This window comes from Chryseobacterium sp. Leaf405, assembly GCF_001425355.1.
Taxonomy (GTDB): domain Bacteria; phylum Bacteroidota; class Bacteroidia; order Flavobacteriales; family Weeksellaceae; genus Chryseobacterium.
In genome coordinates this window covers 745,458-762,336 of sequence record NZ_LMQN01000015.1, presented here as the reverse complement: position 1 = coordinate 762,336, position 16,879 = coordinate 745,458, and the positions used below count along the sequence as shown (strand labels likewise).

Genomic DNA, 16,879 nt, shown 5'->3' with positions numbered 1-16,879 from the left:
ATACTGTTAATAAAAGATTGATTATTAGCCTGTTTTTCATAGTTAACTCTACTATTTACTTTTAGACATATTTTTCAACATAAAAACGAAAACTTGATTTCAAAATAAAATAAAAAAACTCCCCGATAAAATCGAGGAGTTTCACTAATATGGAACTTTACAAATGTTACTTTGTAAATAACATTTCTCTGTATTTGGTCATTGGCCAAAGCTCATCATCAACCATCATTTCAAGATTGTCTGAAGCTTCTCTGATAACGTCGAATAGCGGCTTAACTTTATTACAGTAGTCTTCTGCCTGCGTTTGGCTTTCAGATACTGCTTTTGCTGCTTCTCTTGCTGTAATCAAATCTTCAACACCTAATTTAATAGTAGAAACATTTTCAGAAATATGAGTAATCAGGCTCATTTGCTCTTTTGCCAATGTTTTGAATTCTTTATCTCCGAAGATTTCTTTAAGACCTTTTACGTTCTCAATTAATCTGTTTTGATATTTTAAAGCAGAAGGAATAATGTGGTTTCTTGCGATGTCACTTAAAACTCTTGCTTCAATATCGATAACTGTAGAATATTTTTCTAATTTGATTTCGTTTCTAGCCTCAACTTCTCTGTGATTGAAGATTCCCATTTCTTCGTAAAGATCAAGGAACTTTTGATCCATTTCCTGTTTAAGTGCTTCAGGAGTAGTTTTTAAGTTGTTTAACCCTCTTTTTTCTGCTTCCAATGCCCAGTCGTCAGAATATCCGTCACCCTCAAACATAATGCTTTTACACTGTTTGATGTATTCTCTTAATACGTTGAAGATAGCTTCGTCTTTTTTAAGACCGGTTTCAATTAAAGCATCAACTTCTTTTTTGAAATCACCTAATTGTTTTGCGGCAATTGTGTTCATTACTGTCATGGATTCTGCACAGTTTGCAGAAGATCCAACTGCTCTGATCTCGAATTTATTTCCTGTAAATGCAAATGGAGAAGTTCTGTTTCTATCAGTATTATCCAACAAAATTTCAGGAATTTTTCCTACTACATTCAGTTTTAAATCTGTTTTTTCGTCTGGAGAAAGTTTTCCTTCCGTTACTTTTTCAAGCTCTTCCAAAACTCTGAACAACTGACTTCCGATAAATACAGAAATAATTGCCGGTGGAGCTTCGTTGGCACCCAATCTGTGGTCGTTGCTTGCAGATGCGATACTTGCTCTTAAAAGGTCGGCGTATTCGTAAACCGCTTTAATTGTATTAACGAAGAATGTTAAGAACTGTAAGTTTTTCTTAGGATTTTTCCCCGGGCTTAATAGGTTTTCCCCTGTATCAGTTGCCAAAGACCAGTTGTTGTGCTTTCCGCTTCCGTTTACGCCTGCGAATGGTTTTTCGTGGAATAAAATATGGAAATGGTGTCTGTGAGCAATTCTTGCCATAACATCCATCAACAAAGAGTTGTGATCTACGGCAACGTTTACTTCTTCAAACATTGGAGCTAACTCAAATTGGTTTGGTGCAACTTCGTTGTGTCTTGTTGTTACAGGAATTCCCAATTTCATACATTCAACTTCCAGCTCTTTCATGAAATTCATGACTCTTGTAGGAATTGAACCGAAATAATGGTCATCCAATTGCTGCCCTTTTGCAGGAGAATGCCCTAATAAAGTTTTACCTGTTAAAACCAAATCCGGACGAGATTGAAACAATGCTGAATCAACCAAAAAATATTCTTGCTCCCAACCTAAAGTAGGAGTTACTTTTGTTACGTTTTTGTCGAAATACTGCATTACACTCGTTGCAGCTTCGTCTACAGCATTCAAAGCTCTTAAGAGAGGTGCTTTATAATCTAAAGTTTCTCCTGTATAAGAGATAAAAATAGAAGGAATACATAATGTAGTTCCCATAATGAATGCCGGAGATGTAGGATCCCAAGCAGTATAACCTCTTGCTTCGAAAGTGTTTCTGATTCCTCCGTTCGGGAAAGAAGATGCATCCGGCTCCTGCTGAATCAATAAGTTTCCGCTGAATCTTTCGATTGCTCTGCCTCCTTCGATGGGTGTGAAGAAAGAGTCGTGCTTTTCTGCAGTCGTTCCTGTCAAAGGCTGAAACCAGTGAGTATAGTGAGTTACTCCTTTGCTCATTGCCCAGTCTTTCATAGCAACTGCTACCTGATCTGCAATGTGTCTTTGGATTTTAGTTCCTTTTTTCATCGCATCCAAAATAGATTGGAATGCTTCTTTTGTTAAATATTCTCTCATTGTTTCTTCTGAGAAAACATTCTGGCAGAATAATTCTGACAATTTTACAGGAACTTCAACCGAGTTATCTCTTCTAAAGTCCTTAAATGGTAAAGTTTCTAACGCTTTGAATCTTAAAGTTGACATATAGGTTAATTTTTACGGGGCAAATTTACAAAAAAAATGAATCGAAAATATTTTTACCCTTAAAATTTAAGGGGTATTGTGAAATTTAACTAAATTTTAAACAATGATTTGATAATTAAAAAGAGTGGACAAGATTATTGTTTTTAATGTGAAGAAAATTTATTCTGAATTCCTTTCTCCATAACTCAATATATATTAATTTTAAAAAGCATATCAGTATTCGAGTTTAATGATTATCTGTTTGATTTTTAGTGAATTAATAAATTAAATATATTTTTCGTAACTTAGCAGACTTTTTATAAAAATTTTAATATATGACAAATTCTAGAGCAAGAGAAACTACCGAGGCCATTGAAAGACTATACATATCTATGAGACACTTGTTTTATAGAGGTTTTTTCAAGCCAGGAGGGGTTTCAGGAGAAAGCATTAGAAGTTTGTTGAAGACGATCAATCCGGAAATTTACGGTACCATGAGTATTCCAAGCAAATTGGAGCTAGATGGTTTGATGTATGTTTTAGACAGACTTCCAGAAGGTATTGAAGAATGTGCCTTCATTCATCTGACTTCAGACGAAGGTTTTGATAAAGGAAGTTTCGAACCGATTGTTCCTAAAAAAAGAAGAAGAAACTGTTACAGAATCGATGAGCACCAGATGAATATTGAGGTTCTTTTGGGGCGTTCTGAAATTTATGATATTCTTACCCACCTTACCTTTTTATTTATAGAAGCCGATAAAATCAGAAATCTAGCTTTCAATCAGGAAGAAAACTGGAAACCGACACGTGCTTTCAAAATTATTGAAGAAGTCGTAAAAGGCGAAAAAAAATTCAGCAGAAAAGAAAAAGAGGTTGCTTTGATTCATTTATCTTCTTTAATAGGAAGAACTTTTGAAGAAACGCTGAATGCTTACAATACTTTCGGAGACGATAATAATCCTGACCGTTTATTCAAGATCATCTACAACTTGGGAAAAGTAAGTCTGGAGGATGCAAAACAGACACGAGAAAGAGAAATTCATTTCAGTGCCATATTAAAGGAAAGAGTAGGACACCATTATTTCGGTGAAAAATGGGCGAATAAAGTGAAAGAAGTTTTATTTGAAAACAATCTTCACATGCGTCCGCTGCATATTATTTCTGCCAATATGCACTCCGTGAAAAATATGCTGTATGCCAATGACGCTTTAAAGAAAAAAGATCCGAAAGACGTAGATTACAAATTATACGGAGATATTTCTGATAAAAAAGAACTTCGCGACAAAGTTTCAAAATACGCCTTAGAAGAAGGCATGATCTATATTAATGATAAGAGCGGAAGTAATATTGATGTCCAGATCATTGATTTAAGCAAAACAAATCTTAAAAATACTCCTTTCGGTCATATAAAATACGACGGAGACGATGTGATCATGGTTTTCGATTATGCATTCGGAGAGCAGGCGTATGAAGTGATGGATGAATTGTTGAGACCATTTGAGCAGAAGGGAGAAGTTTATATGATGAAAGTAAAATCTGTTTCTATTATGGGTAAAGCAGGAATTCTTTCAGGCGGAAAAGGGGACATCATGATTCCGACTTCACATATTTTTGAAGGAACGGCAGATAATTATCCGTTTGAGAATGCTTTGAAATTAGATGATTTTAAAGATGATGAATTAAAAGCTTTCGAAGGACCGATGATTACGGTTTTAGGAACTTCATTGCAGAATAGAGATATTCTTTCTTATTTTATGAATACTTCATGGAAAGCCATCGGACTGGAAATGGAAGGGGCACATTACCAGAAAGCTATTCAGGTAGCTTCTAAAATCAGACATCACATTTCACCGGATCTGTTTGTGATGTATGCGTATTATGCTTCGGATAATCCTTTGGAAACGGGAAGTACGCTTTCTTCTGGTGGATTGGGATTAACTGGTGTAAAACCGACGTATTTAATTACCTTGAGAATCTTAGAAAAGATTTTACGAAGCGGTAAAAAAGAACTTTTTTCTTAAAACTTACTTTTAAATTGAATATAGCCTCAGATGTTGCATTTGAGGCTTTTATTTTAAATACTTATCTTTAGAAAAATAAAATTTTAAATGAAAAAATCGGTTGCAATCCTATTTGCGTTTATCATTTCACAATTTCATGCTCAACAAGGAGCTTATTATCAGCAGAGTGCGAAGTACAAGATGGATATTGATGTGAACGCTGAAAAATTTACTTATCAGGGAAATCAAACATTAGAATATACCAACAACTCACCGGACGAATTGAATGTCGTTTATTATCATTTGTATTGGAATGCCTTCAAACCGAATTCCATGATGGATCAAAGGGTTGCCGGACAAGGGAAAAACGGGGATTCAAGATTGCAGAAAGACGGGATTTCAAGATTGGCTTCAATTCCGAAAGAGGAGGAGGGTGCACAAAATATTCACTGGATCAAACAGAACGGGAAAACATTAAAGTTCGAAGTTCAGGAAACAGTAATGAAAGTCTATCTGGCAGAACCGATTAAACCAAATTCTAAAACAACTTTCACGATGGATTGGGATGCAGTAATTCCTCAGCAGATCAGAAGAAGCGGAAGAAACAACAGGGAAGGGGTTGATATGACCATGACACAATGGTATCCTAAAATCGCAGAATACGACTACGACGGTTGGGCAACTTTCGATTATATCGGAAGAGAATTTCATGCGCCGTTTTCAGATTTTGATGTAACGATTAAAATCAACAAAGATTATTTAATCGGAGCCGGAGGAATTCTTGAAAATCCGACAGAAGTAAAAGGTTATGATATGAATGCAAAGATTATTTCAGATAAAAATAAAAAAGCAACTTGGAGATGGACGGCAAAAAATATGCTGGATTTTGCCTGGGCTGCTGACAAAGATTATATTGTAAAAAGTTTCGACGTTCCTCAGGGACCAAAAGTTTTCTTGGTTTATCAGAATAATGAAAAAACGAAAGTTTGGGAAGAAGCTCAGCCTTATCTTACCAAATATTATCAATTGATGAACGCGCATTTCGGGAAATATATTTATCCTTCGTACGCTTTTATTCAAGGGGGTGACGGCGGAATGGAATACGGAATGTGTACCATGATTTTAGGGGAAGCTAAAAATATTGAAGGATTAATGGGATTAATGGTTCACGAAGGCGCTCATTCCTGGTATCAGCAAATGTTGGCAACCAATGAGCCGATGCGTCCGTGGATGGATGAAGGATTTACGAGTTATGCGGAAGGATATGTGATGAATCAATTATTTCCTCCGGCAAAAGAACTTCCTAATCCGTTTGCCAATTCGGTGAATGCATATCGAAATTTTATTAAAAAAGGGATTGAAGAGCCCGCCATCTGGCTAGGCGATCACCACGATAACGGAACGGCTTACACCTATGCGTCTTACGTAAAAGGAGAGTTGTATCTGGTGGAGTTGGGTTACATTATGGGAGAGCAGAATTTAGCGGAAACCCTAAAACAGTATTACGATCAGTGGGCGATGAAACACCCATCTGACAGAGATTTTCTGCATATTGCCCAGAAAGTTTCGGGGATGGATCTGAAATGGTTTCAGAATTATTGGATCAACACGACGAAAACCATTGATTACGGTATTAAAGATGTAAAATACGATGCCAAGTCTACTACCATCACCTTGGTGAATAACGGACAGGTTCCTATGCCGATTGATTTTAGTGTCATAACATCAGATAAGAAAATCGTTACTTATCAGATTCCAATGAATATGACGCATACATGGAAAGAAAAGGATGCTTACGGTGAATTCAAAACAATGCCTTACTGGCCGTGGACACAGAAAGAATACACCATTACGGTTCCTTACACAAAATCTCAATTGTCTGTATTGGGAATTGATTTCAGCGAGAGAATGGCAGATGTAAACCTGGCAGATAATTTTGTTGAGGTAAAATAGATTACTGAAAATATTTAAAAATCCCCGGAGAATTTTTCTTCGGGGATTTTGTTTTATTTAAAATAAAAGATATTTCAATATCGATTTAATAATGTTTCATGCTTTTAAATGTAAACTAATTCATTTTTCATTACACACAATATGTTTGAAATAAAATTACGTTCTGTTTTGTTTAAAACATGTTGTTTTAACCTTCCGGAGTTTTTGTTTTATTATAAACATGTTTGTTTTGCTTTACTGTAAACTGCATTTTGTTTAAAACAGATTGTTTTTAATCCCCGTCAACATTATTTGGTTACAAACATACTTGTCCCATTAATATTCTTTCAGATAAGTTTTTTTCTCTGTGAGATACTCAGTCTTTGTGCCATCTCCTGTTCGGAAAAGTGTCTTAAGCGTATTCTTCTGTTTGAGTTTAGATCCGTCAGGCAGGAAGCACACGAAATGCAGATGCGGTCCGTTGCTCCAGCCTGTATTTCCGCTTAACCCGATAACATCTCCTTTTTTTACCTGATCACCGACTTTTACTTTTACGCCATTTTGTTTCAGATGAAGATACTGCGCCATAGTTCCGTCGGAATGCAGAATAGTAATATAATTAGTTAAATTGGCACAGCTTGAAGTAGGACATCCTGTATTATTGTCTTGAACGGTCTGAATGATCTTGCCTTCTCGTGCTGCAACGATTTCCGTGCCTTCAGGCATGGTAAAGTCCAATGAATTTTCATTCTGATGAGAAAATATTCCGTTATATCCCTGATGTACCTTAAAAGATTTTCCTTTCTGGAAAGGCAGATCATATTGGTAATCTTCATCGTATGTTTTTACGGTAGCATCTCCGGCTAAAGTGTAAAAACTTGGCATCTTTCTGATCTTCCAGCCTTTGGTTTTATCTTTAACGACAAAAGCGGCCACTTTGTTTTTTGTGGAGGAAGGCTGCAAAACGTGAATCAATTTAAAAGGTTCCGGACTGCGAAGGTTTTCAAGTTCCGGCGAAGATCCGGTAAAAGTTATCGAAACCGGATATACTTCGATATTGTCGGCGTAATAAAATAGGGTGTCCTGCTTTACCTCCGTATACATTCTCGCGCTTTTCTGAGAAAATATAGCTAACGATTGAATAACGAATGTAAGTAGAAATATTTTTTTCATCATAAATTATTTAATATCAAATTGCTTTACCATCCAGTGATTAGGATGATTTTTAATTAAATCGTTTTTGAGCGTTTCATCTTTTGTGCTGAGGTAAGTATACACTTTCAAAGGAACAGAATCAGAATATTCTTTTAATCCCTGAATAGCAGCTGTTTTTGCCTCATCTTTCTTATCGCCGCTGTCTAATGCTTCGTATTTATAAACGTAAATAATTGCCGGAACTTTGCCGTAAATTTCCTTGGTTTCGTTTTCCAATAACCTCATCGTCTCAATCTGAAATTCTGAATTGGGCTTTTTCCCAACCGTTGCAGTCTGACTGATATGTTGCTGATAGAGCAGAAAAAGCATCAGGATATGTATGTTTTTAGTAGTAGGATCTGAAACCAGACTTTGGATTTTCTCTACCGTTTCAGGAGTCATTTCATCGTTGTCTGCCTGTAAGTTTTTATTATAAAATTCATCCAGAAGATTGTAGATCGTTTTGTCGTTTCCGTCGATCTTTGATTCTTTTTTTATTTTTTCAAATACTTCTTTTGCTGCTGCAGCCGTTTGTGAAAAAGCATTACTACTTAAAAAAAAGAATAAAGCGAAGACCAGTTTTTTCATGAAAGTGGGTTTGAGGTAGTTTTTTCTGTGTTTAAAGGTAATTAATTGTTTTAAAAAATGAGAATAATTTTAAATGAACAAAGAATTTTGGGATATTGAGACACTATTTTATTAAAATCATTAATTTTAGACCCTTAAAATTAATCAAGCGATCTTACTAAGACTGAAAATAAGATGAGCGCTATTTGAAAAATAATTCAATGAATTCAATTGTAATAAACATAGGAAACAGCAATATCAGATTTGGTCTTTTTGATGATGATAGTTGTGATGTTTCGTGGGTCATTAATACAAAACCGTACAGAACACCGGATGAATTGTATGTTCAGATGTCGATGCTGTATCAGACGTATAAAATTGAGCCTAAAGAAATCAGTAAAGTGATTATCGGTTCTGTTGTTCCGCAGCTTACGAAAGTAATGAATGCAGCCATCAAAAAAATTCATGATCTTGATCCTGTTATTGTAGATCGAAATACACCATCTGAAGTGGCTGCAAAATCTAAACAGATGGGAACGGATATCTATGCTAATCTGGTTGCGGCTCATAATCTATATCCGGGCAGAAAGAAAATTGTTCTGGACTTTGGAACAGCATTAACGGCAAGTTGTGTTGCGGAAGATGGTGAAACTTTGGGTGTAATTATTGCTCCGGGAATTATTACCGCTCTGAATTCTTTAATCAGCCAGACTGCGCAGCTTCCGGGAATTGAATTGGTAAAACCGAAAACTGTGTTAGGTTTAGATACCGTAACCTGTATGCAGAGCGGCATGGTTTATGGATTTTTGGGAATGGTAGAAGGTTTTATCGACAGAATAAATGCTGAGGTAAAAGATGACTGTTTTGTCGTAGCAACCGGAGGGGTTTCTCATGTCTACAAGCCATTGACAGAAAAAATCCATGTGATGGACAGGTTGCACACGCTGAAAGGATTGTACTTTTTAGGAAAGAGTATTTGATTCTTTAGAAATGTTTCGAAAACCTCGGTATGACATTGTTGACTAATTGCGGTATTCTAAAGTAATTCTTCGGTTATAATGAGGTTTTTGAAAAAATAATTATACAAGATTATCTTTTAGATTTAAAAAATTCTTTCACAATGGAAGAACATTCATTCTCCATAATTCCGGTAACGATTTCTGTTTTTGGATGAAGGGAAAGATGTTTGTTGATAAAACCTCTCTGTTCGTCTCTTGCTCCAATTACCACTTTTGAAATTTGTGACCAGGAAAGTGCTCCCGAACACATGACGCAAGGTTCCAGTGTCACATACAATGTGCAGTCTTTTAAGTATTTTCCACCCAGAAAATTAGCGGCGGAAGTGATCGCCTGCATTTCTGCGTGAGCGGTTACGTCATTTAATGTTTCTGTAAGATTATGGGCTCTTGCAATTACCCGATTATTGGAAACGATAACACAGCCAATCGGGACCTCATCTTTTTCTAATGCAAATTCGGCTTCCTGTAGAGCCATTTTCATGAAATATTCGTCTGTAAACATTTTCTATTATTCAACATTCATTGTTAAAGGAAGATGATATTGGTATCTGACCGCATCTCCATTGATAATTGTCGGAGAAAATTTTTGAGATATGGAATATACAGCAATTTCTGCCTGTCTGTTGAATGTAAAATTGTCACCTCGTGCTTTAACGTTAGTAATGGTTCCATCTTTTTCCACGACAAAAGCAACATTTGTTTTTACGGTTTTTATGTCAGAATTAACGCCGCCACGGTAAAAAAGATTCGCAACTTCCTCCCGGAGTTCATTTATCCCTCCCGGATAATTTACTGCAGATTCCATAACGGGAACTGAAGAAACAGGTGTTTCAGAAGAAAAATTCTTTTTATGAATGTCAAGTTTGCTTAGATCTTCAAGATTTTTAACTTTCAGTAAAGCTCCTATCATGGCAATATTTTCGATGCTGTCCATTTTTTTCATAAAAAGACGGTAGTCTTCCTGAATAGAAAATTTAATGCGATCATCTTTTTCAGCATCAAATTTTTTCTTAAATTCTTGTGAAAGCATCGTACAGTGCTGATTATAGTAATTCTTAATTTGCCTGAATTCTTCTGTCTGCTGAGAAAAGCAAAAAGAAGAAATTACACAAAAAATGCACAGAAATAAAGATTTCACGTTGATATATTTATGTAAATGTAGTCAAAAAAACTGAAAATAAACATAATGCTTTTTAGCTTTTAAGATAACGGTTGAGTGACTCTTGCAGATGATTTCTGATGTCTTCAACTAAACCTTTCGGTTCTAAAACGGTGACTTCTTTTCCATAAGAAAGAATTTCCTGCATAAAGTCGTACGTGGGATGCAGAAAAAACTCAAAATAGATTTCTTCAGGCGTTTCTTTGGTTTCTTTTTGTGACTTATGAAGCGGAAAACTTCTGATATATTCTCCCTGATGTCTGCTGCATTTCAAAATGATTTTTTCAGGATTTTGTTCCGTAAGATTCATGACTCCGAAAGCATTTTTAAAATGTTCTCTGAAATTGTATTTATATTTCTCTTTGAATTGCTTGTCGTTTACATCCAAATAGTTGATTCTGTCTAACCCGAAAGATTTCAGGATTTTATCTTTTGTATCAATCGCAATCAAATACCATCGGTCTTTGGATTCTTTCAGTGCCAAAGGGTGGACTTTGCGGGAAGTCATCAATTTATTTTTAAAATTATAATGCTCGAAAGAAACGATTCTTTTGTTTCGGATGGCAAAAAATAGGTCATAAAAATTCTCGATTCCGGTAGGTTTTCTGCTTTCAAAAAAAATGAAATTTGCAAAATCCGGATGTGTATTCATGGCGTTGCTTACCTGAAAAGATTCCAGTAATTTCTGGTTGTATTCATCCACTTCCATGATCGGGCGGCTCTCAATATAATATCGGTTGTCACCCTTTTTTTTGTTGTGAATGGAAAGATTAAAAAGATCGGAAATCTCCCGAATATCCCTCTGCAACGTACGGATGGAGTAGCTCTTAATATCTGCATCCTGAAATTCGAAAGAGTTGAGAAGATAGTCCTCCAGCTGCGAATACGTAGCCGGAGCACTTTCTAATTTTTTGATAATTAAGGCATATCTTGTCAGGTAAAAATCTTTTTTCATTCGGATATATTTATGTTGCAGCTTTGCTGCGTTTTATTTTGTCGAATGGAACGCAAGCGTTTCATGGGTGAATTTTATAAGACAAATATATGGGCTTAATGCGACAAAAGGTGTCGTGTTTTATTTTTTTGTTAGATGTGATAAATATGATTATTATAAATCTATTTTTTGATTTCTTGAAGCAATATGAGGATTTCCTGATTCAAAATCTGTTGTTGTAATGAAGATAGTTTTTGTAAAAGATAAAAACTCTCCGGTTTCAACATCTAAATAGCGCAATTGTGAAATACCCAAATCATGATAATCATTTTCATATTTTGAAATTTTTACAGTAAGATATTTCTTATTATTATATTCAAAATAATCATCAAAACTTTCAAAAATTATTGGATGTTTGAAAAAATGAGAATGAAAATCTCTCCTTTCATATTCTTCAGTCTGTACAAAATCTGGTGGAGAAATTACATATCTCTCTGTTGAATCTGGATTACAGATAATAAGCTTGGTTCTATCTGCTTTACTAATAAAAGCAATTCCATTAAAATCGGGAAAGGGCATGTGCCGTACCAATTCTGCAGTATACATATATTTCCTATTATTATGTTTCCATATTACGATAGATTGGTAATTATAAAAATATCCTGGAAATATGTCTTTTTCTTGTGTGGGATTAATGTAAAATAAGGCATTAAATTTAAAATATGCATTTCCAGGTTTTAAGGTTTCAATATATTCCATGTTTATTATTTTAAAACTTTTTCAAATAAATCATTTCTTTCAAATACAACATCCATATCTGTTGATTTAGGTCGATCGTAACATTCAAATTGCCTCTCTCCTCCTTTATATGTTTTTCCAAAGTTAACACTTCCTGTTGTTGTTTCTTCCATTGGACCAATATAACCGTCTCTTACTTTCATTTCTTTCAAAACAACATATTCTCTTATTACTAAAGGATCTCCTGGTTTTATAGGTTTCCATTTTTCTAGAACAGCTAATTTTTCACGTAAATCAGGAATAGTAAATATAGGCTTATCTGTAAGAAAGTTTCCTGGTCCTGTAGCACTTTCATATTCCACAATATAGAATTTTTCACCAGGCATTAAAATTCTATCTTTAACTTTTGAATGTATAAGAGGGGAAAGAGCATAAGGGGGAGTGTTAGAATTTTTTTCATGTGTATAATTCATGTATTCTGCATCTCTTAATTTTCCTTCATTAAATTTTATTCTGAAGCCAAACTTATGATGTTCTATACCAGTATCTCTGTCTTTATAAACAGATTTAATTACATCTACATTATCTGTATAACTTCTACTTATTTCTTTTCCTTTATTGGTAATGATTTTTGTATTAATTGTTAATTCTTTAAACTCAGCTATTATTTCGGCATTTTCTACTTCCCGAAAACATTGGATTTCCCATATAACTCCTTTTAAATCAATTTTTAAAAATGTTCTTCCTTGAAAGGTCCATTTTAACATTCCGTTTACAATAGATTTTTGCCATTCATTTGGTAAAGTTTTAACAAATGCTCTCGCTGTGGGAGTTGTTATCTTTGAAATAAAATCATCAACTTCTTTAGAGGCTTTCTTTAATACTGAGTTAATATCATTTTCTAGTCTTCTTACTTTAATAACGTCCGCGATTATTCTTACCCAAACAATATAGTTAACAGCCTTTGTATAAGTAGGATAATCCTCTTGTACTTCCTTGACTAATGTACTCGCAAAAGCAGAATCTATTGCAACTGCAGATCCTGTCCAAATTACGCCAAAAGTACTTCCAGCTTCTATTGCCGCTATTACTTCACCAACACCTGTCAAACAAAGAGCTACTTGTAAAGTAAATAAACCTGTAAAAATTACAGAACCAATACTTTCCTGTCGATAAAGCAAATATACTAAACATGCGGGCAACTGATAGTTGTGTTTTGCAGAGAATTCAAATTCCTTAAATTTTATATCTCTTTCAGGGGTAAAACTTATAATATCTAATGGTTTACAAGAAACAGGTTTTTGTAGATAGGAGATGATAGTATCATTATAGTCAGAATCTGTAAATAATTCTACAATAACATTTTGGCGGGTTTCAAAGACTAATTTATTATTCTTTGGATCAAAATTTTCAACATTGTGATTTCCAAAAGTATTATTATTAAAATGAATTTGTCTTCCATTTTCTATCGCATCTTTATAAAGATCTCCTTTCTGTTTTTCTTTTTCCAGATAGTCCATATAAACATTTGAAATTAGAATGCTCAATTCTTTAAAAGCATTCAGCTTTAGATTATGCAAAAGTTTGAAAAGTCTATCATCTTTTTCTAATTCTAAAATAATCTCTAATAATTCCTGATCATTTTTACATGTGGAAAATAACATGAGAACTAAATCTCCATGCGAAACGCCTCCTGCAATACTTATTCTGGAAAAGAAGAATTCATCTTCTACACAAAACATATCGATATATGCTTTCCTCTGCTGTATATTTAAACCAAAAAAAGGAGTATTGATAAACCATTTAAAACGATCTCCACCAGCTGTAAGATTTTCTTCTACAAAAAGTTGTAATTCTTTGATAGAGATTAATTCTCCGCTTTGAAATAGTTTTGCATTTTTTTTATAATCTTTAAGTTGAGTTAATAACAGATTTAAGTCATTTGCTGAAAAATTTTTATTATCAACCGAATGTATACCAAAATAATTATTAGGATCTGCAATTGAATTTATCCATCTATTGTAAGTGTATTTTTCATCAACCCGCATTTTAATAATCTCCCGATTAATTTCTAATAATGTTTTGGCTGTACCTTGTTCTTTTAAATTAACTCGATCTTTTAACTGATTTAAAGAAATTGAATATCTGCTTGATTCTAAAGGGATATTTTTATCACTTTTAATAAATGAAAAGTCTAGAATGGCATTATCTATAGCTTCCAAAATTTGATTGTAGGTAAATAGGAAATCAGCTTGAGCATCCTGTAATATATTAAAGATCATCCTTTCTTTGAATGTAATATCTTTTGTAGGATCATCAGGATATTTATATTTTGTATTAGAACTTAATAAATCTAATAGTCTATCCGATCTATTTGTTATTTTTATAAATAGTTCTTTATTACTATTCGACAAATAAAAAATTAAAATATCTGATTTACTATTTATGATGTTCGTATTGAAATATGTTTCGTATAAATTCTCTTCGCTATTTTGAACAATATATTTGTAATAATAGGTATAAGGATTTATAAATTGTTTATTTGAATCGTAATTGATTTGATTTTTTACTATTTCATTTAGAGAATCTGGTTTGTGGAAACCTCTCATCGGGCTATCCAATTGTGAATCATTCTGAATATTTTCAAATGTATTTTTTTGAAAAAAGTTCTGGTTACTAAGTAATCCATTTTGTAAATTATTTTCAGACAGGAATTTAGAGTTGAGTAATCCATTACTGTCTTTATTATTTAATATTTCTAAACTCATTTCGTGATTTTTAAAGTTAAAAAGGCAGAGTTTTTAGGCTCTGCCATGTGGTTAAATATTAAATGGTTTTATGATAATCTGTCCAGCTCATCTTTCTTTATTTCAACAAATTCGTTCAGATAAACTTTTAAAAGATCTAAAAATCCTAATTTGTTGTTTTTAAGAAGCCACAGCATATAAGCATGAGTATCAACTTTTATCATGGAGGTTTTTGGCTCTCCGTTTTCACCTAAAATTGGCTCCTGAGTCTGTTCATCTATTACAGGAACTGAGATTTTATTGAAACTTTCATCTCTCAAAAAAGACCATTCATTTTCTCCGATCATCCATTCCGGATTGGGTAATTTTGATGGTTCTACTTGATGGGTAATTTTATCTTTCAGAACCTGCTGGTAAAAAAGATAAGTTCTTGGCAGTTCTGTGTCTACGACTATTTTATTGATTTTAATAAATCTGTCAAAAGCAGGTAGCAAAGGATGTTTATGAATCTGGATTTCTCCGAGGTTTATTTCTACCGAATTAATTTCATTTACTGTTTGCTGTACCGCTTGCGGTATTAATAATTGTTTTTTCATTGTTTAGTATTGTCATTATTAAGGTTAAAAAGGGGCAGAGTTTTTGCGCTCTGCCTGTAAAGATTAGTTTGTATTAAAATCTGTAAGCAGATTGAATGTTAAAGCCTGCATCAGCACCTGTATTGTCATTATTAGCTGTATTATTGATATAGCAGACAAGCGATAAAGCTTCATCAATTCCTATTCTTGTACTCATGTTAATAGATGAACCATATTTTATAAGAACAGTAAACAAACCATTATTCCGAGCTATACTCCAATTAGTTATGACTTGACTATCATTTGATGTCCACATAGAAAAAAGATTATCACCAAAAATAGTTTTGGTATTATTAGCAATATTATTGGCGTTGATACTTATTTGGAAATTAGCATTGTTAGTTAAAGCTAGAGTGTTGTTTTTATTTATAACTCCCAAAATAATATTCATCAAGGAAAGAGCATCATCTCTTAATCTTAGAGTCCCAGACATTATAAAGTTTTGTCCCGCAGAAACAAATTCACTGCTTTTTAGTGCGGCGACTACAATATTTTCTCTTGCAAAAGTTTTGTTTGCTGTGCTTGCATTATAAGACATGGAACCTCCCGCAACTGTAACCACATCTGGTGTATTCGGAGTAAATAATTTGGTTTCCCAAACGAGATTATTTAGATTGATAACATCCAATACTGCAACAACTTCTACCGTAACAGGGGTTACATAATAAGCTATACCATTCCAAAGTCTTATTTTGTATTTTCCTAATGGTAAATTTTTAAAATTGTAATAAAAAGTAAGATCTAACCCATTAGAATATAACTGAACCTGTGAATTGGGAATTATTGCTAAGCTGGTAACTCCATCGTTCGCCATTATTTCAACAGAAAAAGTAGCGGGATTTAAGTTGAGGTTGGCTCCACGTAAAGTAATCCACGAATTTCTATCTTGCTTATCAATAACAGGAGGTGTGATGAAAGCTACACTCATTGTATTCGTGCTCCAACCCCCATTCATTGCGGTTTTCCAGGCTGTTCTTTCTGCTTCTGTCATTTGCTGTGGCGTTCCAATCAGAAGATTTTTGTTATCAACAATTGCATTCACTCCCGCTGAGTTTTGAACCATAACCTTTTGAAAATTGGCAACGTCAGTATTTTTGTTTGGCAAACCTGAAATTTTGTATTCATTTCCTAAAGTGCTGATTGAAAAAGGTGCGTTTAAAGTATGATTTCTTGCAGATGTATTGGTAAGATCAGCATTCATCATATTTTTCCCTAAATCTCCCGCAGGTAACTTGGCAATATTTCCGTTATCATCTAAACCGATGATCTTCGGAAAATACTGAGAATTCCCTTCAACAGATGGAATTTCTAATTTTAAATCCAGTTTTTGTCTGGTATCTGAATTAAATTCAGCCTGAGTTGCAATTCCTTCTGCAAGCAGATCAAGATCAGAAATACTTACATGATCATCGGATAATTCTACAGGAATAGAACCTTCCACTACGGCGTGTGTTTTCAAATCTCCATTAGCATCAATGGCATAGTCTGTATAAGTAGCTGCACCTGGTGCAGCTACTTGGTAAATAACATTGGTTTCTCTTTCTCCAACTGGTGGCAATGCATTTACTCTTATAATTTTTCCTATATCGGACATATTATTGTTTTTAAGTATG

Annotated in this window: 13 protein-coding genes; 3 read left to right on the top strand and 10 right to left on the bottom strand. The window is 34.0% G+C overall.

Going from position 1 to position 16,879, the window contains the following annotated elements; all coding sequences use genetic code 11:
* Positions 1 to 166: 166 nt before the first annotated feature.
* Positions 167 to 2,362: a glutamine synthetase III gene (locus ASG22_RS13300; protein WP_055985381.1), complete on the bottom strand. Its 2,196-nt coding sequence runs from the start codon at positions 2,360 to 2,362 to the stop codon at positions 167 to 169.
* A 314-nt stretch (positions 2,363 to 2,676) separates the two neighbouring features.
* On the opposite strand from ASG22_RS13300, the gene ASG22_RS13295 reads away from it, so the two are divergent.
* Positions 2,677 to 4,362: a DUF6909 family protein gene (locus ASG22_RS13295; RefSeq protein WP_055985379.1), complete on the top strand. Its 1,686-nt coding sequence runs from the start codon at positions 2,677 to 2,679 to the stop codon at positions 4,360 to 4,362.
* 87 nt (positions 4,363 to 4,449) lie between these two features.
* A complete protein-coding gene (locus ASG22_RS13290; protein ID WP_055985376.1) occupies positions 4,450 to 6,294 on the top strand; it encodes a M1 family metallopeptidase in 1,845 nt (614 codons plus the stop codon).
* A 315-nt stretch (positions 6,295 to 6,609) separates the two neighbouring features.
* On the opposite strand, the gene ASG22_RS21575 is transcribed toward ASG22_RS13290, so the two are convergent.
* Positions 6,610 to 7,446: a M23 family metallopeptidase gene (locus ASG22_RS21575; protein WP_055985373.1), complete on the bottom strand. Its 837-nt coding sequence runs from the start codon at positions 7,444 to 7,446 to the stop codon at positions 6,610 to 6,612.
* 6 nt (positions 7,447 to 7,452) lie between these two features.
* Positions 7,453 to 8,055: a hypothetical protein gene (locus tag ASG22_RS13280; RefSeq protein ID WP_055985370.1), complete on the bottom strand. Its 603-nt coding sequence runs from the start codon at positions 8,053 to 8,055 to the stop codon at positions 7,453 to 7,455.
* A 200-nt stretch (positions 8,056 to 8,255) separates the two neighbouring features.
* Here ASG22_RS13280 and ASG22_RS13275 point away from each other — a divergent pair, with 200 nt between their 5' ends.
* Positions 8,256 to 9,014 carry a type III pantothenate kinase gene (locus ASG22_RS13275; RefSeq protein WP_055985367.1) on the top strand — a complete coding sequence of 253 codons (759 nt, stop codon included), beginning with the start codon at positions 8,256 to 8,258 and terminating at the stop codon, positions 9,012 to 9,014.
* A 109-nt stretch (positions 9,015 to 9,123) separates the two neighbouring features.
* On the opposite strand, the gene ASG22_RS13270 is transcribed toward ASG22_RS13275, so the two are convergent.
* The 7 genes from ASG22_RS13270 to ASG22_RS13240 form a co-directional block, all read right to left on the bottom strand.
* Entirely contained in the window at positions 9,124 to 9,555 is a 432-nt protein-coding gene (locus ASG22_RS13270) for a nucleoside deaminase (RefSeq protein WP_055985364.1), read from the bottom strand.
* Positions 9,556 to 9,561: 6 nt separating this feature from the next.
* A complete protein-coding gene (locus ASG22_RS13265; RefSeq protein ID WP_055986832.1) occupies positions 9,562 to 10,083 on the bottom strand; it encodes an energy transducer TonB in 522 nt (173 codons plus the stop codon).
* Between the two features lie 163 nt (positions 10,084 to 10,246).
* Entirely contained in the window at positions 10,247 to 11,167 is a 921-nt protein-coding gene (locus ASG22_RS13260) for a helix-turn-helix transcriptional regulator (protein ID WP_055985361.1), read from the bottom strand.
* A 153-nt stretch (positions 11,168 to 11,320) separates the two neighbouring features.
* The gene (locus ASG22_RS13255; protein ID WP_055985357.1) at positions 11,321 to 11,905 is read right to left on the bottom strand and encodes a hypothetical protein; all 585 of its coding nucleotides are present in this window, start codon (positions 11,903 to 11,905) and stop codon (positions 11,321 to 11,323) included.
* A gap of 5 nt (positions 11,906 to 11,910) precedes the next feature.
* The gene (locus tag ASG22_RS13250; RefSeq protein ID WP_055985355.1) at positions 11,911 to 14,652 is read right to left on the bottom strand and encodes a hypothetical protein; all 2,742 of its coding nucleotides are present in this window, start codon (positions 14,650 to 14,652) and stop codon (positions 11,911 to 11,913) included.
* 68 nt (positions 14,653 to 14,720) lie between these two features.
* The gene (locus tag ASG22_RS13245) at positions 14,721 to 15,227 is read right to left on the bottom strand and encodes a hypothetical protein (protein WP_055985352.1); all 507 of its coding nucleotides are present in this window, start codon (positions 15,225 to 15,227) and stop codon (positions 14,721 to 14,723) included.
* A gap of 73 nt (positions 15,228 to 15,300) precedes the next feature.
* A complete protein-coding gene (locus ASG22_RS13240; RefSeq protein ID WP_055985349.1) occupies positions 15,301 to 16,860 on the bottom strand; it encodes a hypothetical protein in 1,560 nt (519 codons plus the stop codon).
* Between the last annotated feature and the right edge of the window lie 19 nt (positions 16,861 to 16,879).